Here is a 20,204-nt window from a genome sequence, read left to right as displayed (position 1 = left end):
ACCGTGCAGCTATTTCCGTCGCAAATGTTCATCGAGGCGCGGCATTATTTCTACGAAATTGCAGGGCTTGTGGCGATAATCGAGCTGATATGCGAGAATTTCGTCCCAGGCATCCTTGCACGCACCTGGACTTCCGGGCAGCGCGAACAGATATGTGCCCAGCGCCACGCCCCCCGTCGCGCGGCTTTGCACCGCCGATGTACCGATCTTGGCCATGCTCACATGGGTGAACACGATTCCGAACGCATCGATCTCTTTCTCATACACATCTCGGTGCGCTTCGACCGTGACATCGCGCCCCGTAAGGCCGGTGCCACCCGTGGAAATGATCACATCGACCGCTTCATCACGGCACCAAGCGCGCAGTTGATCGGCGATTTCGGACCGCTCATCGCGGATAATCTTGCGATCGGCAAGGTTGTGGCCTGCATCACAAAGGCGCTGCACCAGCACATCACCAGAGCGGTCCTCGGCAATCTGGCGCGTGTCAGAAACAGTGAGCACCGCAATGCGAACCGGAACAAAGGGCTTGTTTTCATTTATACGGCTCATTGCAGCGATCCTTTTTCAAACCAAACCAGACGAAGCGCCAACCCGATGAAGATCAGCGCGCTCATGCGCGACAACAGCAGCCCCGCACGGCCACCTTGCCCGAATTTTTGAATGGCAGTGCCGGACATCACGCCAATTGCGCCATTGATGAAGAAACCGCCAACGCCAATGACAAGGCCGAGCGTGAGGAACTGCCCCAAAACCGCGCCGCGATCTGCATCAACGAATTGCGGCAAGAAGGCGAGCACGAAGAAGATGAATTTGGGATTGGTCAGGTTAACGATGAAGCCTTGCCAGAATGCACGCGGCGCGCTGAGAGGTTTGGCCTTGGCAGCCCCCTTAAGCGAGGTGCGCGCGCCCCAACTGTTCCAGGCAAGCCAGAGCAGATAGGCGACACCAATCCAACGAATGATATCAAGCGTGTGAGGCAGCGCCGCGATCGCGGTGCTGAGTCCCAGCCCAGCAAGCAAAACGTGAACCAGCCCGCCCATCGACACGCCCGCACTGGCGGCAACCGCCGCGCCGGGCCCCGATCGCAAACCCTGCCCGAGGCAGAACATCATGTCCGGTCCCGGAGTCAGGTTCAGCAGCAAGGCGGCTGGCACGAAGGCCAAAAGAATAAGGGGATCAATCACGAAGGCGGACTTTCAAGCTTAGCAAATCCGCCCAGGCCTCGCGCTTTTTCTCGGGGTTGCGCAGCAAATAGGCGGGGTGGAACATGGGCAGCACAGGCAGACCCATCGCCTCGTCCCACTCACCGCGCAGGCGCGTGATGCCGCGCTTGCCCAGCACCGCCTGACAGGCAACATTGCCCATCAGAACCAGAAAATCGGGCTTGGCTAGTGTGACGTGGCGCTCAAGAAAAGGTAACAGCATCGCGATTTCTTCCGGCGTCGCCTCACGATTTTGCGGCGGACGCCACGGCAGTACATTGGTGAGATAGGCATTTTCGGTGCGGCTCAGATCAATCGCACCGAGCATCTTGTCCAGCAACTGCCCAGCAGCACCAACAAAGGGCAGCCCGTCGCGGTCCTCCTCGCGCCCGGGCGCTTCGCCGATCACCATCACGCGCGCGCCCGGCGTGCCGTCAGCAAAGACCAGATTGCGCGCGCCGCGCTTCAACTCGCAAGCCTCAAAACCCGCCATCGCCACTTTCAAAGCCGCAATATCATGTGCGCCAGCAGATGCCGCGCGCGCCAAGACGGTTCCATCGACCTCAACAGGCGCAGGGTGCATGGGGCGAACAGGCGCAGCGCGTGCTTGCGCCGCAGCCACGAGCACCGGTTTTGCCTTTGGCTCCGGTGCCACTTCAAAGCGGTTCACAGGCACGTCGCTGATGGTCTCGGTCACACCGAATTCCACCTGCCATTCCAGCAGCGCCTTGGCCGTATGATAATCCAGTTGCGATTCCATACTCCCAACCTATTCCCCCCAGCACAGATAGGAAACGCCCCATCTTGCCCAAGCTGCCACGCGCGCCTATAACGCCGCGAACCAAAGCGGGGCCCGTCATGACTTTCACCCAAGCTCACCTGCTCGGGATCGAGCATTTACACCCGTCAGAGATTACGACGTTGCTCGATCTGGCAGATCACTACGTCGATCTGAACCGACAGCCGCACAAACATTCCGACGCACTCAGGGGCCTGACGCAGGTCAATATGTTCTTTGAAAACTCGACCCGCACGCAGGCGAGCTTCGAGCTCGCGGGAAAGCGCCTTGGCGCGGATGTGATGAATATGGCGATGCAGGCCAGTTCAATCAAAAAGGGCGAGACCCTGATCGACACCGCGATGACGCTTAACGCGATGCACCCCGACTTGCTGGTCGTGCGTCATCCCCATTCCGGCGCGGTCGATCTATTGGCGCAAAAGGTGAACTGCGCCGTTTTGAACGCAGGCGACGGGCGGCATGAACACCCGACGCAGGCCCTGCTTGATGCGCTAACGATCCGGCGTGCCAAAGGGCGACTGCATCGTCTCTCCATCGCGATTTGCGGCGATATCGCCCACAGCCGCGTTGCGCGCTCCAATATCATGTTGCTGGGCAAAATGGAGAACCGTGTCCGTTTGATCGGCCCGCCAACCCTGATGCCCGCACAGATCAGCGAATTCGGCTGCGAAGTCTTCGAGGACATGCGCGAGGGTCTGAAAGACGTGGATGTCGTGATGATGCTACGCCTTCAAAAAGAACGCATGGACGGAGGGTTCATCCCCTCCGAGCGCGAGTATTATCACCGCTACGGCCTTGATGCTGACAAGCTAAGCTACGCCAAGCCCGACGCCATCGTCATGCACCCCGGCCCAATGAACCGCGGCGTGGAAATCGACGGTGAAATTGCCGATGATATCAATCGTTCAGTCATTCAGGAACAGGTCGAAATGGGCGTCGCCGTGCGCATGGCCGCAATGGACCTTCTGGCGCAGGGGCGACGCGCCAAGACCGCAGGAGTGATGGTATGAGCGATAAAATGAATATTTCCGCAACCGAACACGGCATCGTGCGCCTTTTCACAATTGAAACGGCACAGGCCTTTGATCATGCGGGTTTGGCAAAAGCCCTTGGCGTCGATGCGATTAATGAAAAACACGCTGATATCATCACGATCGACGATCTCGACGAGCTAGGCCTCGAGGGCTATCTTACCTTGGGAATGGGCATACCCGCACAGGAGGTCGCGGCAATGCGCGTGCAGCTTGCGCTGCTGAAAGGCGATGTCGCTGTGATCCGCTCTGCGGCCTTCAATGGCAAAGCCACGACGCTCGCCCCGCAAGAACCGCTGCGCTGGATCGCCAGTTTTGGCGAGGTGCCGCTCGATACCGCTTCAACCCCGATCAAAACCGCATCGGCGCAGGGCCATATCACCGGCAAAGCCCCGCCGCCACGCCCCTCCAACAACAAAGTCCTGCTTTGGATCCTCGGCGCTTTCGCGCTGATCGTTTTGATCACGATTTCCATGTTCATTCGTATCACACCCTAAAGGAAACGCCCCATGCAAGAGCCAAAAGACCCCAAAATGTCCGGCCGTATCGCAATGATCGTGCTGATCCTTTTGGCCGCACTGGTCACGATGATGGTCTGGGTCGCGTGACATGAGCGGTGCAGTGCCAACCGGCCGGGATGATCTGCTGGAGCAGGGCAAGCGCATCGGTTTTGCCCGGATCGAGGAGGGACACTCCGTCTTCAAACTGATGCGCCAAATTCAGAAAGACACGCCATGAGCATTTGCTTTACCAACGCCCGCCTGATCGATCCCGAAACGGGGACGCAGGAAATCGGCAGCTTGACTGTAGCCGATGGGCATATCGTCGAAAACGGTCCTGCGCGCGAGATGATCAACTGCGGTGGTAAATGCCTCGCCCCCGGCATCATCGACATTGGCGTCAAAGTTTGCGAGCCGGGCGAGCGGCACAAGGAAAGCTATCGCTCTGCGGGCCTCGCTGCGGCAGCGGGGGGCGTGACAACGATGGTCACCCGCCCTGACACAACACCCGCTATCGACAGCCCCGAAGTGCTGGAATTCGTGCGCCGCCGCGCCAATGAGGTGGCACCGGTGAACGTACTCGTGATGGCCGCGCTCACCAAGGGACGCGAGGGGCGCGAAATGACCGAGATCGGCTTCTTGCAAGACGCAGGCGCCGTCGCTTTCACCGATTGCGATCATGTGGTGCGCGACACCAAGGTCTACAGCCGCGCGCTCACCTACGCACGCTCGCTCAACGCATTGGTGATCGCCCACGTTCAAGAGCCGACCCTCAGCAGCGGAGCCGCCGTCACCTCCGGTAAATTTGCCTCCCTGCGCGGTCTGCCAGGCGTCTCGCCCATGGCCGAACGTATGGGCCTCGATCGCGATATCGCGCTGATCGAAATGACCGGTGTGCGCTACCACGTCGATCAAATCACCACCGCCCGCGCACTGCCTGCGCTGGAGCGTGCCAAGGCGAATGGTCTCGATATCACCGCGGGCGTGTCGATCCACCACCTCACGCTGAACGAGCTTGACGTCGCCGACTACCGTACCTTCTTCAAGGTCAAGCCGCCGCTGCGTAGTGAGGACGACCGCCTCGCCGTGATCGACGCCCTAGCCAATGGCACCATCGATCTGATTTCCTCCATGCACACGCCACAAGACGAAGAAAGCAAACGCCTGCCCTTCGAGGAAGCTGCCTCCGGCGCCGTCGCCATGGAGACGCTGCTTCCTGCCGCGATGCGCCTTGTGCACAACGGCTATCTCGATCTGCCAACGCTTTGGCGCGCCCTTAGCTTGGCCCCCGCCAAACGCCTCGGCCTGCCTGCGGGCCGCCTCAGTATCGGTGCCCCAGCCGATCTGGTTCTCTTCGATCCAGACACTCCTTTCGTGCTGGACCGCTTCAAGCTGCATAGCAAATCCAAGAACACACCGTTTGACGGCGCCCGGATGCAGGGTAGAGTAGATGCGACCTACGTGGCGGGTCGCCAGGTGTTTTCACGTTAAGTCCTTGGAGAGATCAAAATGCCGATCATAGAAACTGGCGCCGTGGCGCTGCTGATCTGGGCCGCTCTGGGCTATCTATTCGGCTCCATCCCGTTTGGTGTTCTGATCTCAAACGCAATGGGCCTTGGCAATCTGCGCGAGATCGGATCAGGCAATATCGGTGCAACCAACGTGATGCGCACCGGCTCCAAACCTGCGGCTCTTGCGACCTTAGTCCTTGATGGTGCCAAAGGCGCCGTCGCTGCGCTGATCGCACGCGCAGTAGCGGGTGAGGACGCAGCACAAATCGCAGGGCTAATGGCCTTGATCGGTCATTGCTACCCCATCTGGTTAAAGTTCAACGGCGGCAAGGGCGTCGCGACGTTCCTTGGCCTGCTGCTTGCCCTTTCGCTTCCAGTTGGCGCAGCCTGTTGTGCAACCTGGTTAGCATTTGCAGCACTCAAGCGGATTTCTTCCCTCGCAGCTTTGGCCGCAGCGGGAACGTCGACGTTCTGGATGACAGTGCTCGATTATCCTGAGGGGTTTGTCATGGGTGTGACGCTTACCGTGCTCATCTTCTGGCGCCACCGCACCAATATCACCCGCCTGCGCGCTGGAACAGAGCCTAAAATCGGCAAGTAACCCTCAGCTTCATCTTGCTCTTTAAACTCCCGCCGGAGGCACCCGCGCCATCAAGTGGCGCAGATGTATACAGTTCAGTACGAATATTCGCCATAAATCTTTCTCAGATCACCGCCCCAATCGCCGTGATATTTCTCCAACAATTCATCTGCAGGCACCTGCCCCGTCTCAAGGCTTTCTTTCAGCGCATTCAAGAAGTGGGTCTCGTCCGGCACCATGCCACCCGCGCCAGGGCGCGCACGCGCCTTGAGGCCGGCCTCGGAAATCGCAACGACTTCGCGTGCAAGCTCATGCATTTTGATCGGACCGACCTGCCCCTGCAAACCATCGACCGACGCGGCCACGCGCAAAGCATCACGCGTTTCTGCGTCCCAATCTTTGACCAGATCCCAAGCCGCATCCAAAGAGGTTTGATCATAGGTGAGGCCAACCCAGAACGCAGGCAGCGCACAAAGGCGGCGCCAAGGCCCGCCATCCGCACCGCGCATTTCGATGAATTTCTTCACGCGCGCTTCGGGGAAAACAGTCGTCAGATGATCCGCCCAATCGCTCATAGTAGGCGTTTCGCCGGGCAATGCGGGCAATTTGCCGACCATAAAATCACGAAACGACATGCCAAGCGCGTTGATATACTTGCCATCGCGGTAGACGAAATACATCGGCACATCGAGTACGTATTGCACCCATGCCTCAAAGCCGAAACCATCCTCGAACACGAAAGGCAACATGCCCGTGCGCGCGTTATCAAGGTTCTGCCAGATATGCGCACGCCAGCTTTTGTGGCCATTGATCTTGCCCTCAAAGAACGGCGAATTAGCGAAAAGCGCAGTGGCGACGGGCTGTAGCGCAAGCGCCACGCGCATTTTTTGCACCATGTCCGCTTCGGAGCCGAAATCAAGATTGACCTGTACCGTGCAGGTGCGGCGCATCATCGACGTACCCATCGTGCCGACCTTTTGCATGTAGTCGTTCATAAGCTTATAGCGGCCCTTGGGCATGAGCGGCATTTCCTCATGGCTCCACTCGGGCGCTGCACCAAGGCCGATGAAACCAACACCGATTTCATCCGAAATCTCGCGCACTTCGCGCAAATGCTGGTTCACCTCGTCGCAGGTCTCGTGGATGGTTTCCAAGGGCGCGCCAGAAAGCTCGAGCGCGCCGCCTGGCTCAAGCGAGACATTCGCGCCGTCTTTCTCCAGCCCGATCAAGTGCCCGCCCTCGCGCACCTCGGCCCAGCCATGACGATCGCGCAACCCCTCCAAGACAGTAACGATAGAGCGTTCGCCTTCAAACGGAAGCGGGGCATGGGTGTCCGTCAGATAGCCGAATTTCTCGTGCTCTGTGCCGATGCGCCAGTCTTCTTTGGGACGGCACCCCTCGGCCAGATGTTCTGCCAATTGCTCGTGCCGCTCGATCGGGCCACCACCGGTTTGGGGAATTGACATTGCACGCGCCTTTCGAAATTTTCGCTTGGTCTCCAGCCTTGGGGCGATTTGACCAAGGTGTCAATGCAGCGAGACCGTGCGAATTTGCACAAAAATGTCGACACTCTTGCTGTGAAAGCAGGCCCGAAATTCGGATAACTAAAATCTGCATTAAATTGGGTAGGGAAAACTGGACACTCTTAACGAATTCTGACGGGAACCTTGGCATGACAGTTGCGCGCAGTAGGAAAACCACAGCTTTGTCGGGACGGAAAAATGCCACGCAGAAAAGACAGAATTAAAAGTACGGGTGAACGCCTTCGCGATTTGTTTTGGGGGCCGCAGCTATTGGCGTTTCTGCCCGCCCTATGCCTTGGTGCCTATTGGTTGGTGGGGGAGGGCGGATTGATCGCCTGCGCGCTCGGCCTGCCCTTGCTTTGGGCAATCTTCGGCGGCTTCGAGACAGATCGCAGCGATTTCACAGAAGAGCGGGGCACCGTCAATCCCGGACCGGAGAAAATCGAAAGCGGCATTGAAACGCTTGTTCACGCTGCGAAGCCCGGTGAGAAATTTGCCGTTTTCGCGATCGCAATTGATGATGCCAGCGATCTGCTGAAACGTTTGAGCGGACCTGACCTCGCAGAAATCACCGATCGGTTGAAACTGCGTTACCTGAGCGGCTTGCGCAGTTCCGACGTCGTCATCCAGCGCGATAGCCTGAGTTGGATCATAGCAATTCACCCCGGCCCCAATCTGGATTTGGAAGCGACGATACAGCAAGCCAGCAGATTGCAGACAATCGTCGACGAACCTCTCTTTCTAGGAAATGATCGCCTGTATCTTTCAAGCTGCATCGGATTCACCATCGCATTGCATAGAGAAACAGGTGCCAAAGTGCTTATCGAGCAAGCCGAGGCTGCATTGAGTGATGCTATCCTGAACGGCCCCGACGCTATTCGCGCCTATGCCCCCCAAACAGATCTGAAAAAACCGCCCCTAGCAAATCTGACCAAGCTCGACGGAGAGATAGAAACATCTCTCCATGCCTGGTTCCAACCGCAGACTTCAACCGATACGGGCCAGATCACAGGCTTTGAGGCACTCGCGCGATGGCAAAGTAGGGATGGTACATGGTTGCCGCCAGGGACCTTTCTTCCCGTTCTGGAAAGCGCGGGACAGATGGAGCGTCTTACCGAACTCATGCTCTCGCAAAGCCTGCGTGCGCTGTCGAAATGGGATGAAGCAGAATTGAACATCGACACGGTTGGTGTGAATTTTGCCGAAGCTGATCTTGCCAATCCCCGCATCTACGACAAAATCGCATGGGATTTGGATCGCTTCAACATCGCGCCCCACCGCTTGTGCGTCGAAGTGTTGGAAAGTGTCGTGGCAGGGGATGCCAACGATATAATTGTGCGTAACGTCGCCAAGCTGGCCAGTCTTGGCTGCCAAATCGATCTGGATGATTTCGGGACAGGACATGCTTCAATCTCGACCCTGCGGCGCTTGCCAGTCAGTCGCTTGAAGATCGATCGCTCGTTCGTCGCCAAAGCCGATCTTGATAGCGAGCAGCAAAAAATGGTCGGCACGATCTTGATGATGGCCGATCGTCTCGGGTTAAGTTGTCTGGCAGAGGGTGTTGAAACATTGGGCGAGCATACGATCCTTGCCCAGCTTGGATGCCGCTACGTGCAAGGCTTCGGCATCGCCAAACCCATGCCGTTGGAGCAGACTGTAGTTTGGAGTCGCAACTATCAAGGCAAACTCGACATACCCCCCGAGATTGGCCGCAAGAGCAGGTAGCAAAGCTGCCAAGCCGCTGCGGAACGCCGCAACAGGGCCGATATCGGGCGAATCCCCTTGACCTTTGGCGGTACACGTAGTCGAACGCAGCGCAAACGCGATCAACACGGGTGGCCCTATTTCATGGACGATCAAAACAAAAATCTCATCCTAGCAACGGCTCTGAGCTTCCTTGTTATCCTCGTATGGTTCGTCCTGTTCCCCCCGCCCGAACCTACACCGGCCGATCCCAACGCTGTCATCAGTGCCGAAGGGCAAGCAGTTCTGCCCACGGCCTCCGGCGAAACCGGCGTCGCCGACGCAAGTACGGCCGCAGCACCCGCGGCTGATCCTGCCGCAGACGCACCGCGTATCGCGATCGAAACCGAGCGCCTCAAAGGCTCGATCTCGCTTTTGGGTGGCCGCATCGATCAGCTCGCGTTGAAAGACTACCGCGTCAGCCTTGATAAAGGATCGCCCATCGTCGATCTTCTTGCCCCTACAGGTAGCGACAACCCTTACTATGCGCTCTATGGCTGGGCCCCTGGCGCAGGCCTCGCATTTGAGCAGGTTCCCGGACCCAACACGATCTGGAACGCGGCAAGCACCGCCGACCTTTCCGTTGGCGCGCCCATTTTGCTAACTTGGGATAACGGCGCAGGCCTTTTGTTCACGCGCGAAATTTCGGTTGACGAGAACTTTATGTTCACCGTCGAACAGGGTGTGCAAAATACCGGCGCAGGCACTGTGAGCCTTGCCCCCTACGGCATTCTTGCGCGCCACGGCGAGCCGCAGGACCTCAAGAATTTCTTCATCCTGCATGAAGGTGTTGTCGCGATGGCAGATGGGGAATTGGCCGAAATCGACTATTCGGACATGCCCGATTTTGAGATTAACCCAAATGAAGGCGCCCGCGCCGAGGTTACCCAAGTCGCCGAGCAAGGCTGGATCGGTTTCACTGATCAATACTGGATGACCACGCTTATCCCCGCGCCCGGCCCCTTCAAAGCGACGGCGAAATACGACGATCGCCGCGATATTTATCAAACCGAAGCGGTTTTGCCGACGCAAAAGCTCGCCCCGGGCGGAAACATTGCTGTCACCACACAGCTTTTCGCCGGTGCGAAGGAATGGGAAACGATCCGCAACTATCAAGCTGCGGGTGCTTATCGCTTTATCGACAGCATTGATTGGGGTTGGTTCTTTTTCCTGACCAAGCCGATTTTTGCGGTTCTGCACTATCTGAATGCGCTCATCGGCAACATGGGTTGGGCGATCATCGGCCTTACGCTGCTGATCAAGGCGATCCTGTTCCCGCTGGCGTATAAATCGAACGTCTCCATGGCGAAGATGAAAGCGCTTCAGCCCGAGATGGAGAAAATCAAGGAGCGCGCAGGCGACGACAAGCAAAAGCTACAGCAAGAAATGATGGCGATGTACAAGAAGGAAAAGGTAAATCCCGCTTCGGGCTGTTTGCCGATCCTGTTGCAAATCCCGATCTTCTTCTCGCTCTATAAGGTGATTTTCGTCACGCTCGAGCTACGCCATGCGCCTTGGATCGGCTGGATCAAAGACCTTTCCGCGCCTGACCCTTCCTCGATCCTGAACCTGTTCGGCCTGCTGGCCTTCACACCGCCAGAGCCCGGTTCGATCCTTGCCATCATCTCGCTTGGCATTTTGCCGATCCTCTTGGGTATTTCCATGTGGATTCAGCAAAAACTGAACCCCGCGCCCACCGATCCGACGCAGGCGATGATCTTTGCGTGGATGCCATGGGTCTTCATGTTCATGCTCGGCACGTTTGCCAGCGGACTTGTGATCTACTGGATCGCCAACAACACGATTACCTTTACGCAACAATACATCATCATGCGCAGCCAAGGGGTAAAACCTGACGTGTTCGGCAACATCCGAAGCAGTTTCAAGAAGAAATCCAAGGAAGAGTGATGACGCAGGTCACCTCCCTTTGGCGGCATCCGATCAAAAGTCATGGTCGCGAAGCCGTCCAATCCACCACATTGATCGCCGGGCACACCATGCCTGGCGATCGTGTTTGGGCAGTAGCCCATGATGCATCCAGTGCGGATGGCTCCGCTTGGGTATCGTGCGGGAATTTCAGCCGCGTCAGCAAAGCTCCTGCTTTGATGGCTATGACGGCGACTCTCAATGATGTCACAGGCATGGTTACACTGAACCATCCAAAGCTGGCTGAATTCACGTTCAATCCTGACGGCGATATCGCACCCTTTCTTGATTGGGTGCGCCCCATCATGCCAAGCGATCGCGCGCAATCCGCACGCCTCGTCAGAGTACCAGATCGCGGCATGACCGACAGTGATTTTCCGTCGGTGACGATCTGCAATATGTCTTCGCACCGCGCCGTGCAGCAGAAAATAGGATTTGATCTGTCAATCCATCGCTGGCGCGGCAACATCTGGCTGGACGGGCTTGCCCCTTGGGAAGAGTTCGACTGGATGGACCGCGACATCCGTATCGGCGATGCAATCCTGCGCCCGATGGAGCGCACGGATCGCTGCGCCGCAACCACGACCAACCCCGAAACCGGCCTGCGCGACGCGGATATTCTCAGCGTACTCGATAGCTACGGGCATCGCGATTTTTCAGTTCGCGCCGAGGTCATTCAAGGCGGGCACATCGAGATCGACAACAAGGCAGAATTGATATGAGCCAACTTCCCTTTCCCATCGCAGACGAGCCTGATGCTTTCTCCTTTGAAAAGGGGCGGCTTTTGTTCGCAGGCGAAACCGAGTTCGTCAAAGGCGTCGTCGCCATGTCCGGCCTTCCTGACGCGGACCGTATGGAAGTCTGCTTTGCGGGCCGCTCGAACGTGGGTAAATCTTCGCTAATCAACGCACTGACGGGTCACAAGGCCCTCGCGCGTGCCTCCAACACGCCGGGGCGCACGCAGGAGATTAACTTCTTCACAGCGGGGCCTGATCACTACCTTGTCGATCTTCCCGGCTACGGTTACGCCAATGCCCCCCTGCCTGTTGTGGAGAAATGGCAACGCTTGTTGAAACAGTATCTCTCTGGCCGTCAAACCCTGCGCCGCGCTTTCGTTCTGATCGATGCGCGCCACGGCGTGAAGAAGGTGGATCATGAAATCATGAGCCTCCTGGACAGCAGCGCCGTGACGTTTCAATGCGTGTTGACGAAAGCCGATAAAGTGAAGCTGGTAGACCGCGAGAAGGTATTGGATCAAGTGCGCGGCGAATTGGCAAAGCATCCGGCAGCGTTTCCAGAGATGATTGTAACGTCGTCTGAAAAGGGTGACGGGATACCCACGCTACGGGCAATTATTGCGACGTTGGTTTGAAGGGCTAAATCTTTTTGAAAACGGTTTATCGCATTTCTTTGAAATAAATGCGCCCCACAGAAAAAAGGCCGCCCTTTTGAGCGGCCTTTTCCATGTCAAAAGTCTAAGACCTAGTTCAACGCCTTGTCCGAAATCGCGTGAGTCCATGCGCCCTTAGGCTCCATGGTGATCACAGGATCAGAGCCACCCGCCAAAAGCGACTGAACCGTGCGCTGGTAATCGCCCTCATCCAGAGCGCCGTTGGAGCCCGCCGTCAGCTTGGCAATTTCGCGCATCATGCGGCGCTGATGCTTTTCGGTCTGCGCGCCGCTTGCATCGTTCTCAAGCACAATATCTGCCGCCTCGTCAGGGTTCGCTTCCGCATACTTCCAACCCTTCATCGACGCGCGCACGAAACGCACCAGCTTGTGTTCCATCGCGGGATCGGCCAGCGTATCTTCCAGCACGTATAGACCGTCCTCTAGGGTCGCGACGCCTTGGTCCTCATATTTGAACACCATAAGATCATCCGGCGTGAGGCCCGCATCGATCACCTGCCAATACTCATTATAGGTCATCGTGGACACGCAGGCCGCCTGTTTTTGCAGTAGCGGATCGACGTTGAAGCCTTGCTTCAGAACCGTGACACCGCCGTCAGATCCATCTGTAGCAAGGCCAAGTTTACTCATCCAGCTCAGGAAGGGAAACTCGTTGCCGAAGAACCAGACGCCCAGCGTTTTACCCGCGAAATCATCGGTGCTGGTGATGCCTGCATCCTTGCGGCAGGTCAGCATCATGCCTGAAGATTTGAACGGCTGTGCGATGTTTACCATCGGCAGGCCCTTTTCGCGCGCGGCAAGTGCCGCTGGCATCCACTCGACCGCCACATCCGCGCCGCCGCCTGCCAAAACTTGCGTCGGCGCAATGTCAGGACCGCCCGGTTTGATGGTGACGTTCAGGCCTTCTTCCTCGTAAAAGCCCTTGTCCAAAGCGACGTAATAGCCACCAAACTGCGCTTGCGTCACCCATTTGAGTTGCAGCGTCAGGTCATCAGCAGCCTGTGCAGCCGTCACCCCCATCGTTGTAAGCGCGCCGAGTGCAGCCGCTCCGACCCATTTTGAAAATACGTTCATTTTTCTCTCCTTGTTGGTTGTAATGTTATTGTTATTGCTCAACCTCTTTGCGACGGATGCCAGAACGTCCATTTGCGCTCGAGCAGTGCCATACCGCCATAAAACACCGACCCCGTAATCGCAGCGACAACGATTTCCGCCCAGACCAGATCCAGCGCCAGTTGCCCCACGCTGGTGGAAATACGAAAGCCCATGCCGCGAATGGGTGAGCCGAAAAACTCCGCGACGATCGCACCGATCAACGCCAGTGTCGTCGCGATCTTGAGGCCATTGAAAATGAAGGGCAAGGCCGCAGGTAAGCGTAATTTGAACAACGTTTTCCAATAGCCTGCCGCATAGGTGCGCATCAGATCGCGCTGCATGGCGCTGCTTGCCGTGAGGCCTTGCACCGTGTTCACGAGAATCGGGAAAAAGATCATCACGACCACGACCGCTGCTTTAGACTGCCAATCGAACCCGAACCACATCACCAGAATGGGGGCCATGCCAATGATCGGCAGCGCCGCTGCAAAGTTGCCCACGGGCAACAGACCGCGTTTAAGAAAATCGAAGCGATCCACCGCAAGGGCCGTGGCAAAGGCCGCAATGCAGCCAATGATATAGCCGCTCATCATGCCTTTGACGACGGTTTGCACCCAGTCCTGCCACAGGATCGAGGTGGAGGTTGCAAAGCGCGCGGCGATGACAGAAGGCGCGGGTAGCAAGACCTGTTGTATCTGCAATCCGCGCACCACGCTTTCCCAAATCACCAATAGCGTGACGCCGAAGATGATCGGCACCAGCAGCGACGTCGCGCGCGATTTGGGCAGTGCTGCCAGGCGCACGTTAGCGTACCAACCAAGCGTCCAGAACCCTATGCCGAAGGCCAGCCACATCATCCTGCCATTCCCATACGTTTGAGCACGATACGCTGCATCACTCCGATAATCGCGACCAGCGTTGCCGCCAAAGCAGCTGCCATGAGCAAGGCGCTCCAAATCTGGATGGTCTGTCCATAATAGCTCCCCGCAAGCAAACGCGCACCAAGGCCGGCGACGGCACCCGTCGGCAGCTCGCCCACGATAGCGCCAACGATTGCCGCCGCCATTGCGATCTTGAGAGAGGTAAACAGATAGGGCATCGAGGATGGCAAACGCAGCCGCCAAAACGTCTGCGCGCTGCTCGCATGCCAAGTGCGCATTTGATCAAGCTGCATGTGATCGGGGCTGCGCAACCCCTTCACCATGCCGACGACGACAGGAAAGAACGACAGATACATCGAAATGATCGCCTTGGGCAGAAGCCCCGATATCCCCACCGCGTTCAAAACGACAATGATCATCGGCGCGATCGCGAGGATCGGAATGGTTTGCGAGGTAATGACCCAGGGCATCACGCTCATATCCATGGTGCGATTGTAAACGATGCCCACGGCCAGCGAGATTCCCAAAACAGTACCCAGCGCGAACCCCAAAAGCGTCGCGCTCAACGTAATCCAGGAATGGTAGATCAACGAGCGTTTCGACGTGACTTTCTTTTCGACCGTCGTCTTCCAGATTTCACGGGTGATCTGATGCGGCGCAGGTAGCTTGGGTTTGTCCTGCGACCAGGTATCCGCCACCACATCGCCCAGCGATAACTCCACGCCCGCGCGCTGTGCTTTGTCATAGGCCCAAGGCGCATTCAGCCAGACCGCCGCCCCATACCAAAGCGCGATGATTGCTGCGAGAACCGTCAAAACAGGGATCACCGATTGACGCATGGGATCCCTTCATCTTGCCAAGTAAACTCTCCCCGAAGGGCCGTTCTCAATAGAACACATGGTTCAAACATCATCGCCATGCCCCGCCCTCAGACCCTCGCGCACGCGGTGCGCAATCTCGATAAACTCTGGGCTGTCCCTGATTTCCAAAGGCCGCTCGCGGGGCAGCGTGCTCTCGATGACATCTGTAATACGCCCCGGACGCGGCGACATAACCACAATTTTTGTACTCAAATAAACCGCCTCGGGAATCGAATGGGTCACAAAGGCTATCGTTTTGTTGGTGCGCTTCCACAGATGCAAAAGCTGCTCGTTCAGATGATCGCGCACGATTTCATCGAGCGCCCCGAACGGCTCGTCCATCAGCAAGATATCCGCATCGAATGCCAGCGCCCGCGCAATAGAGGCACGTTGCTGCATGCCGCCAGAAAGCTGCCAAGGGAATTTATTCTCGAAACCCGCCAGTTCGACCAGCTCCAGCACTCGGCTCACCCGCTCTGCCATTTCCGGCTTGCTATATCCCATAATCTCCAAAGGCAGGCGAATATTGCCACCAATCGTGCGCCACGGATAAAGTCCTGCCGCTTGAAACACATAGCCATAAGCCCGTGCGCGCCGTGCTTCTTCGGGGCTGACACCGTTCACTGTGATCGCGCCAGCCGTGGGTTGCTCCAAATCTGCCATGACCCGCAAAAACGTAGTTTTGCCGCAGCCCGAGGGGCCGATGAAACTGACGAAATCGCCTTTTTCAATGTCCAAGGACACATCTTTCAGCGCATGCACAGGCCCGTCATTCGTCTGGAATGTCAGGCTCAAATCGCGCGCGCTGATGATTGTTTCACTGCTCAAGTGCTTTGTCCCACTCTAGATCCCCGCCGGAATATTCATCGGATCACGTTTGATCATCTTGGGTGAATTCAACTCTTTCCACTTGGACAATGCAACATTGGGCGCAGCGAAAGCCGGACGCGGAATAAAGCGCCCTCGCCCGGGATTTGGCTGGCTGTTCTGCCCCCATGCCCAGATTACGTCACCACGGTTCAACGTGTAGCGCGCTTGGGCGGTCACCTCGAAGCCCTCGAAGACGTTGTAATCAAGGATGGAATGATGATTGCTCGGGCTGATCGTCTTGCTGATTTTTGGATCCCAAACCACGATATCCGCGTCAGCCCCTTCAACAATTGCACCCTTCTTGGGGTAAATGTTGAGGATTTTCGCCACATTGGTCGAAGTCGCTGCAACAAACTCATTTGGCGTCAGGCGGCCAGTTTCCACCCCCTCGGTCCAAAGAACGGCAAGGCGTTCTTCCAAGCCGTTCGAACCATTCGGGATGATGCGAAAATCATCGCGCCCCGCGCGCTTTTGCTCAGTGGTAAAGGCCGCATGATCGGTAGCCACCACTTGTAAAGAGCCAGCTTGCAAACCTGCCCAAAGGCTGTCCTGATGCTCTTTACTGCGAAACGGCGGCGACATGACGCGCCGCGCTGCGTGGTCCCAGTCTTTGTTGAAATACTCGCTTTCATCGAGTGTCAGGAACTGGATCAGCGGTTCGCCATAAACCCGCATCCCTTTTTGGCGCGCACGCCGGATCGCTTCATGGGCCTGCTCGCAAGAGACATGGACGATGTACAAAGGCGTACCTGCGCAATCGGCAATGGTGATCGCGCGGTTCGCCGCTTCACCCTCGAATTCGGGCGGCCGCGAATAGGCATGACCCTCTGGGCCCGTTATGCCCTCGTCGAAATATTTCTGCTGCATCTCCGCAACCAGATCACCGTTTTCCGCATGCACCATCGGCAGCGCCCCAAGCTCGCGGCAACGCTTGAACGACGCGAACATCTCGTCGTCCTCGATCATCAACGCGCCCTTATAGGCCATGAAATGCTTGAACGAATTGACGCCCATATCAATGGCGTCTTTCATGCCATTGAAAACGCCCTCGTCCCACCCGGTGATCGCCATGTGATACCCGACGTCCGAGCAAATCTGCGGCGCGGACTTGCGATGCCACTCATTGATCGCGTTCTTCAAATCACCATCCGCGCCGGGCAGGCAGAAATCTACGATCATCGTGGTGCCGCCCGTTGCAGCGGCCCATGTCCCCGTTTCAAACGTCTCGGCGGCAGTTGTGCCCATGAACGGCATCTCAAGATGCGTGTGCGGATCAATGCCGCCGGGGATCACATAGGCACCCTCCGCGTCGATATACTCATCGCCCACCAGATCCTCGCCGATCTGCTTGATCACTTCGCCCTCGATCAGCACATCCGCTTTCCACGTGCGATCCGCCGTGCAGACCATGCCGCCTTTAATTACTTTCGTGCCCATCTCATCGCGCCTTTCTTATCGTCTTCATCTTTCGAAATAAACTTCGGGGGGTCGGGGGCTGGCCCCCGTCCTTCATTCAACAATCTGCGCCGTCTCCAGAACAGCGTGCATCAACACATCCGCCCCTGCGCTCGCCCATTCCTTTGAAATTTCTTCCGCCTCATTATGCGATAGCCCGTCAACGCAGGGACACATCACCATCGCCGTAGGCGCGCATTTGTTGATCCAGCAGGCATCATGGCCCGCGCCGGAAATCAGGTTCATGTGGGAATACCCAAGCCGCTCCGCCGCCGCGCGCACAGCCGTGACACAGCCCTCATCAAACGTCACCGGATCAAACCCGCCAACTTTTTCAAACTCGATCCCAAGGCCCATTTCATCGCAAATCGCCTGCGCCTCGACACGCAGGCGCGCCTCCATATCCTCAATCACCGCCAAATCAGGCGAGCGGAAATCAACCGTAAACACCACCTTACCAGGAATCACGTTGCGCGAGTTGGGATAGACATCAACGTGCCCCGCCGCGCCAACCGCGTGGGGTTTGTGCGACCATGCAATCTGATCCACTGCTTGTAGCACCTTGGCCATACCAAGCCCCGCGTTCTTGCGCATGGGCATGGGGGTCGAACCGGTGTGCGAATCTTTGCCAGTGATCGTGACTTGCGTCCAACTCAGGCCTTGACCGTGCGTCACCACACCAATTTGCTTATCTTCAGCCTCAAGAATAGGCCCTTGCTCGATATGAAGCTCGAAAAAGGCGTGCATCTTGTCGCGGCGTGCACCGACAGGCTCGTCGCCTCTCCAGCCAATGCGCTCCAGTTCCGAGCCAAAGGTTTTCCCGTCAGCATCTTCCTTCGCATAGGCCCAATCTTCGGTGTGAACGCCAGCAAACACGCCGGAGGCAAGCATGGCCGGCGCATAGCGCGTACCTTCCTCATTGGTCCAGTTGGTCACGACTATGGGATGTTTCGTGCGGATGCCCAGATCATTCATCGTCCGCAGGATTTCTAGGCCGCCAAGCACGCCTAAAACGCCGTCATATTTGCCACCAGTGGGCTGCGTATCAAGGTGCGAGCCGACATAGACCGGCAGCGCGTCGGGGTCCGCCCCTGCGCGCTCTGCAAACATATTTCCCATGCTATCGAGACCCATGGTGCAGCCCGCCTCCTCGCACCATTTCCGAAACAGCGCGCGTCCCTCGGCATCTTCATCCGTAAGCGTTTGGCGATTGTTGCCGCCTGCAATGCCCGGCCCGATCTGCGCCATCCCCATCAGGCTGTCCCAAAGTCGATCCCCATTGATCTTCAGATTTTCACCCGGCGCGGCCATGACACATCCCCCATGCTTTTGCCGACCTTGCAGATCGGTCACTTTTTTACCATTTGGTAAAGACACGATTGCAATGCGCGTCAAGTCTGTCAAGGATTGACTTGCTCCCCCGCCACGCGCAAGGGGGCGCAGCTTTTGAACCGCTCAATTTGCGAGCAATGCCGTGACTGGATACCGCCCGACGTGACCGAGACAGCCCAGACTCCCGGCAAAGCGCCGCCCAAGATCCCAAGCCGTATTCAGCAACGCAACCGCTCGCGCATTCTGGATGCCGCACTCGAAGTGTTTTCGCGCCACGGCTATCGCGGCGCGACGCTGGATCAAATCGCGTCCGAGGCGGGGTTGAGCAAGCCCAACATTCTTTACTATTTCGGCGGCAAAGAAGACATCCACGTCACGCTGCTCAGCCGCTTGATGGAAACATGGCTCGATCCTTTGAAGGACATGAACCCGAACGGCGATCCGATCACCGAACTCCTTGGCTATGTGAACCGCAAGCTGGACATGGCGCTTGAACTGCCACGCGAAAGCCGCCTGTTCGCAAACGAAATCCTGCAAGGCGCGCCGCGCATGGGGCCGCATTTGATCGCCGATCTCAAACCCCTGTTCGATGCGCGCACTGACGTCATTGCGCGCTGGATGGAGCAAGGCAGGATCGCCAAATCCGACCCTGCGCATCTGATCTTCGCAATCTGGGCAACCACGCAGCACTACGCCGATTTCGCGGCGCAGACCGAAGTCTTGCTTCCTGATCAATCCCGCCGCGAGGGCGGCGCGCATGACTTTCTGTCTCAGCTTTTCTCCAAGCTGCTTACGCCCTGAGCGCGGCGCATCAACTCCAGATAAAAGGGGCCGAGTCCCTCGACGATCTTCTTCACACCAGCCGCATTGGGATGAATGCCATCGCTTTGCATAAAGCTCTGCACCGCAGCCGGATCAAGCGGCGCATCGCCGCTCTGCAAGCCCAAAAAGAAACTCTCGGCGAAAAGCGTGTCATACTCGGCGCTTAGCTCGGGATAGATCGCATCGAAGGCCGCTTTGTACTCTGCGCCATAATTACCCGGCGCATTCATCCCGATCAAGAGCACGGGCACGTCCTTGGCGCTGGCAGCTTGCAAGATCGCGCCCAGGTTGGCTCGCGCTTGTTCAGGCGGCAGGCCGCGCAGCAAATCATTGCCGCCAAGCGCCACGGCGATGCCTTGAATATCATCGCTGAGCGTCCAATCAATGCGCGCCGCGCCGCCCGCCGTCGTGTCGCCCGACACGCCCGCATTGACCAAACGCACATCCGCGCCCTGTGCTTTCAGCCATACGCGCATTTGCGGCACGAAGCCGTTTTGCTCCAGCAGCCCGTAACCCTGTGTCAGGCTATCGCCATAAGCGAGCAGCGAAATCTGCTCGCCTTTGACGGGCATAGCCAGCGCGAAAACCAATGCGATTGACGCCAATGCCTTGTTGATCCACACGAAAGGTCCATATGCAAACTGTGACTTCCCCATCTGGA

21 protein-coding genes are annotated in these 20,204 nt (G+C 57.4%); 10 read left to right on the top strand and 11 right to left on the bottom strand.

Translation table 11 applies throughout. The annotated features are described in order from the left end of the window. Positions 1–9: 9 nt before the first annotated feature. The 3 genes from moaB to B9P63_RS06960 are packed head-to-tail and all read right to left on the bottom strand — an operon-like array spanning position 10 to position 1,965. Positions 10–552, bottom strand: coding sequence for a molybdenum cofactor biosynthesis protein B (gene moaB, locus B9P63_RS06970; RefSeq protein WP_085307811.1), 543 nt, complete (start codon positions 550–552; stop codon positions 10–12). Continuing rightward, on the bottom strand, positions 549–1,187 hold the full coding sequence (locus B9P63_RS06965; protein WP_085307810.1) for a LysE family translocator: 639 nt from the start codon (positions 1,185–1,187) through the stop codon (positions 549–551). The genes moaB and B9P63_RS06965 overlap by 4 nt, the downstream gene beginning before the upstream one ends. After that, positions 1,180–1,965 carry a uracil-DNA glycosylase gene (locus B9P63_RS06960; RefSeq protein ID WP_085307809.1) on the bottom strand — a complete coding sequence of 262 codons (786 nt, stop codon included), beginning with the start codon at positions 1,963–1,965 and terminating at the stop codon, positions 1,180–1,182. The genes B9P63_RS06965 and B9P63_RS06960 overlap by 8 nt, the downstream gene beginning before the upstream one ends. A gap of 98 nt (positions 1,966–2,063) precedes the next feature. Between B9P63_RS06960 and B9P63_RS06955 the strand changes: the two genes are divergently transcribed. The 5 genes from B9P63_RS06955 to plsY all read left to right on the top strand — a co-directional run bounded on the left by B9P63_RS06955 (position 2,064) and on the right by plsY (position 5,647). Beyond that, on the top strand, positions 2,064–3,014 hold the full coding sequence (locus tag B9P63_RS06955) for an aspartate carbamoyltransferase catalytic subunit (protein WP_085307808.1): 951 nt from the start codon (positions 2,064–2,066) through the stop codon (positions 3,012–3,014). Continuing rightward, the gene (locus B9P63_RS06950; RefSeq protein ID WP_085307807.1) at positions 3,011–3,532 is read left to right on the top strand and encodes a hypothetical protein; all 522 of its coding nucleotides are present in this window, start codon (positions 3,011–3,013) and stop codon (positions 3,530–3,532) included. The genes B9P63_RS06955 and B9P63_RS06950 overlap by 4 nt, the downstream gene beginning before the upstream one ends. Positions 3,533–3,644: 112 nt before the next feature. Then, positions 3,645–3,773 (top strand): hypothetical protein, encoded by a 129-nt coding sequence (locus B9P63_RS19540; RefSeq protein ID WP_281252315.1) that lies wholly within the window; start codon positions 3,645–3,647, stop codon positions 3,771–3,773. Next, on the top strand, positions 3,770–5,026 hold the full coding sequence (gene pyrC, locus B9P63_RS06945) for a dihydroorotase (RefSeq protein ID WP_085307806.1): 1,257 nt from the start codon (positions 3,770–3,772) through the stop codon (positions 5,024–5,026). The genes B9P63_RS19540 and pyrC overlap by 4 nt, the downstream gene beginning before the upstream one ends. Positions 5,027–5,044: 18 nt before the next feature. Next, a complete protein-coding gene (plsY, locus tag B9P63_RS06940) occupies positions 5,045–5,647 on the top strand; it encodes a glycerol-3-phosphate 1-O-acyltransferase PlsY (RefSeq protein WP_085307805.1) in 603 nt (200 codons plus the stop codon). 74 nt (positions 5,648–5,721) lie between these two features. On the opposite strand, the gene B9P63_RS06935 is transcribed toward plsY, so the two are convergent. After that, positions 5,722–7,092, bottom strand: a complete 1,371-nt coding sequence (locus tag B9P63_RS06935; protein WP_085307804.1) for a glutamate--cysteine ligase — start codon at positions 7,090–7,092, stop codon at positions 5,722–5,724. Positions 7,093–7,347: 255 nt separating this feature from the next. Here B9P63_RS06935 and B9P63_RS06930 point away from each other — a divergent pair, with 255 nt between their 5' ends. From B9P63_RS06930 to yihA, 4 genes are all read left to right on the top strand, one after another. Then, complete coding sequence (locus B9P63_RS06930) at positions 7,348–8,874, top strand: GGDEF domain-containing phosphodiesterase (protein WP_085307803.1); 1,527 nt, start codon at positions 7,348–7,350, stop codon at positions 8,872–8,874. A gap of 123 nt (positions 8,875–8,997) precedes the next feature. Beyond that, positions 8,998–10,800 carry a membrane protein insertase YidC gene (gene yidC / locus B9P63_RS06925; protein WP_085307802.1) on the top strand — a complete coding sequence of 601 codons (1,803 nt, stop codon included), beginning with the start codon at positions 8,998–9,000 and terminating at the stop codon, positions 10,798–10,800. Further along, the gene (locus B9P63_RS06920; RefSeq protein WP_085307801.1) at positions 10,800–11,540 is read left to right on the top strand and encodes an MOSC domain-containing protein; all 741 of its coding nucleotides are present in this window, start codon (positions 10,800–10,802) and stop codon (positions 11,538–11,540) included. Before yidC ends, B9P63_RS06920 begins: the two co-directional genes overlap by 1 nt. Continuing rightward, positions 11,537–12,190: a ribosome biogenesis GTP-binding protein YihA/YsxC gene (gene yihA / locus B9P63_RS06915; RefSeq protein WP_085307800.1), complete on the top strand. Its 654-nt coding sequence runs from the start codon at positions 11,537–11,539 to the stop codon at positions 12,188–12,190. Before B9P63_RS06920 ends, yihA begins: the two co-directional genes overlap by 4 nt. A 110-nt stretch (positions 12,191–12,300) precedes the next feature. On the opposite strand, the gene B9P63_RS06910 is transcribed toward yihA, so the two are convergent. The 6 genes from B9P63_RS06910 to B9P63_RS06885 form a co-directional block, all read right to left on the bottom strand. Beyond that, the gene (locus B9P63_RS06910) at positions 12,301–13,248 is read right to left on the bottom strand and encodes an ABC transporter substrate-binding protein (protein ID WP_095533004.1); all 948 of its coding nucleotides are present in this window, start codon (positions 13,246–13,248) and stop codon (positions 12,301–12,303) included. Between the two features lie 92 nt (positions 13,249–13,340). After that, complete coding sequence (locus B9P63_RS06905) at positions 13,341–14,180, bottom strand: ABC transporter permease (protein ID WP_085307799.1); 840 nt, start codon at positions 14,178–14,180, stop codon at positions 13,341–13,343. Next, positions 14,177–15,043: an ABC transporter permease gene (locus B9P63_RS06900; protein WP_085307798.1), complete on the bottom strand. Its 867-nt coding sequence runs from the start codon at positions 15,041–15,043 to the stop codon at positions 14,177–14,179. Before B9P63_RS06900 ends, B9P63_RS06905 begins: the two co-directional genes overlap by 4 nt. Positions 15,044–15,106: 63 nt before the next feature. Continuing rightward, a complete protein-coding gene (locus tag B9P63_RS06895; protein ID WP_085307797.1) occupies positions 15,107–15,892 on the bottom strand; it encodes an ABC transporter ATP-binding protein in 786 nt (261 codons plus the stop codon). A gap of 15 nt (positions 15,893–15,907) precedes the next feature. Further along, positions 15,908–17,371 carry a dihydropyrimidinase gene (hydA, locus tag B9P63_RS06890; RefSeq protein ID WP_085307796.1) on the bottom strand — a complete coding sequence of 488 codons (1,464 nt, stop codon included), beginning with the start codon at positions 17,369–17,371 and terminating at the stop codon, positions 15,908–15,910. Between the two features lie 72 nt (positions 17,372–17,443). Then, entirely contained in the window at positions 17,444–18,700 is a 1,257-nt protein-coding gene (locus tag B9P63_RS06885) for a Zn-dependent hydrolase (protein WP_085307911.1), read from the bottom strand. A 183-nt stretch (positions 18,701–18,883) separates the two neighbouring features. Here B9P63_RS06885 and B9P63_RS06880 point away from each other — a divergent pair, with 183 nt between their 5' ends. Next, positions 18,884–19,522, top strand: a complete 639-nt coding sequence (locus B9P63_RS06880; RefSeq protein WP_085307795.1) for a TetR family transcriptional regulator C-terminal domain-containing protein — start codon at positions 18,884–18,886, stop codon at positions 19,520–19,522. Here B9P63_RS06880 and B9P63_RS06875 read toward each other — a convergent pair. After that, on the bottom strand, positions 19,492–20,199 hold the full coding sequence (locus B9P63_RS06875; RefSeq protein ID WP_085307794.1) for an arylesterase: 708 nt from the start codon (positions 20,197–20,199) through the stop codon (positions 19,492–19,494). The two genes, B9P63_RS06880 and B9P63_RS06875, sit on opposite strands and share 31 nt — an antisense overlap. Positions 20,200–20,204 lie beyond the last annotated feature (5 nt).

The sequence above is a fragment of the Planktotalea arctica genome, from assembly GCF_002105285.1.
Lineage (GTDB): Bacteria > Pseudomonadota > Alphaproteobacteria > Rhodobacterales > Rhodobacteraceae > Planktotalea > Planktotalea arctica.
This window is presented reverse-complemented; position numbering and strand designations above follow the sequence as displayed.

Coding starts and splice junctions, on each gene's coding strand:
- plsY (WP_085307805.1), top strand. CDS start 5,045: ATGCCGATCATAGAAACTGGCGCCGTGGCGCTGCTGATCTGGGCCGCT.
- B9P63_RS06875 (WP_085307794.1), bottom strand. CDS start 20,199: ATGGGGAAGTCACAGTTTGCATATGGACCTTTCGTGTGGATCAACAAG.
- B9P63_RS06960 (WP_085307809.1), bottom strand. CDS start 1,965: ATGGAATCGCAACTGGATTATCATACGGCCAAGGCGCTGCTGGAATGG.
- B9P63_RS06910 (WP_095533004.1), bottom strand. CDS start 13,248: ATGGGGGTGACGGCTGCACAGGCTGCTGATGACCTGACGCTGCAACTC.
- B9P63_RS06900 (WP_085307798.1), bottom strand. CDS start 15,043: ATGCGTCAATCGGTGATCCCTGTTTTGACGGTTCTCGCAGCAATCATC.
- B9P63_RS06920 (WP_085307801.1), top strand. CDS start 10,800: ATGACGCAGGTCACCTCCCTTTGGCGGCATCCGATCAAAAGTCATGGT.
- yidC (WP_085307802.1), top strand. CDS start 8,998: ATGGACGATCAAAACAAAAATCTCATCCTAGCAACGGCTCTGAGCTTC.
- hydA (WP_085307796.1), bottom strand. CDS start 17,371: ATGGGCACGAAAGTAATTAAAGGCGGCATGGTCTGCACGGCGGATCGC.
- moaB (WP_085307811.1), bottom strand. CDS start 552: ATGAGCCGTATAAATGAAAACAAGCCCTTTGTTCCGGTTCGCATTGCG.
- B9P63_RS06930 (WP_085307803.1), top strand. CDS start 7,348: ATGCCACGCAGAAAAGACAGAATTAAAAGTACGGGTGAACGCCTTCGC.
- B9P63_RS06905 (WP_085307799.1), bottom strand. CDS start 14,180: ATGATGTGGCTGGCCTTCGGCATAGGGTTCTGGACGCTTGGTTGGTAC.
- B9P63_RS06950 (WP_085307807.1), top strand. CDS start 3,011: ATGAGCGATAAAATGAATATTTCCGCAACCGAACACGGCATCGTGCGC.
- B9P63_RS06885 (WP_085307911.1), bottom strand. CDS start 18,700: ATGGCCGCGCCGGGTGAAAATCTGAAGATCAATGGGGATCGACTTTGG.
- B9P63_RS19540 (WP_281252315.1), top strand. CDS start 3,645: ATGAGCGGTGCAGTGCCAACCGGCCGGGATGATCTGCTGGAGCAGGGC.
- B9P63_RS06955 (WP_085307808.1), top strand. CDS start 2,064: ATGACTTTCACCCAAGCTCACCTGCTCGGGATCGAGCATTTACACCCG.
- B9P63_RS06935 (WP_085307804.1), bottom strand. CDS start 7,092: ATGTCAATTCCCCAAACCGGTGGTGGCCCGATCGAGCGGCACGAGCAA.
- yihA (WP_085307800.1), top strand. CDS start 11,537: ATGAGCCAACTTCCCTTTCCCATCGCAGACGAGCCTGATGCTTTCTCC.
- pyrC (WP_085307806.1), top strand. CDS start 3,770: ATGAGCATTTGCTTTACCAACGCCCGCCTGATCGATCCCGAAACGGGG.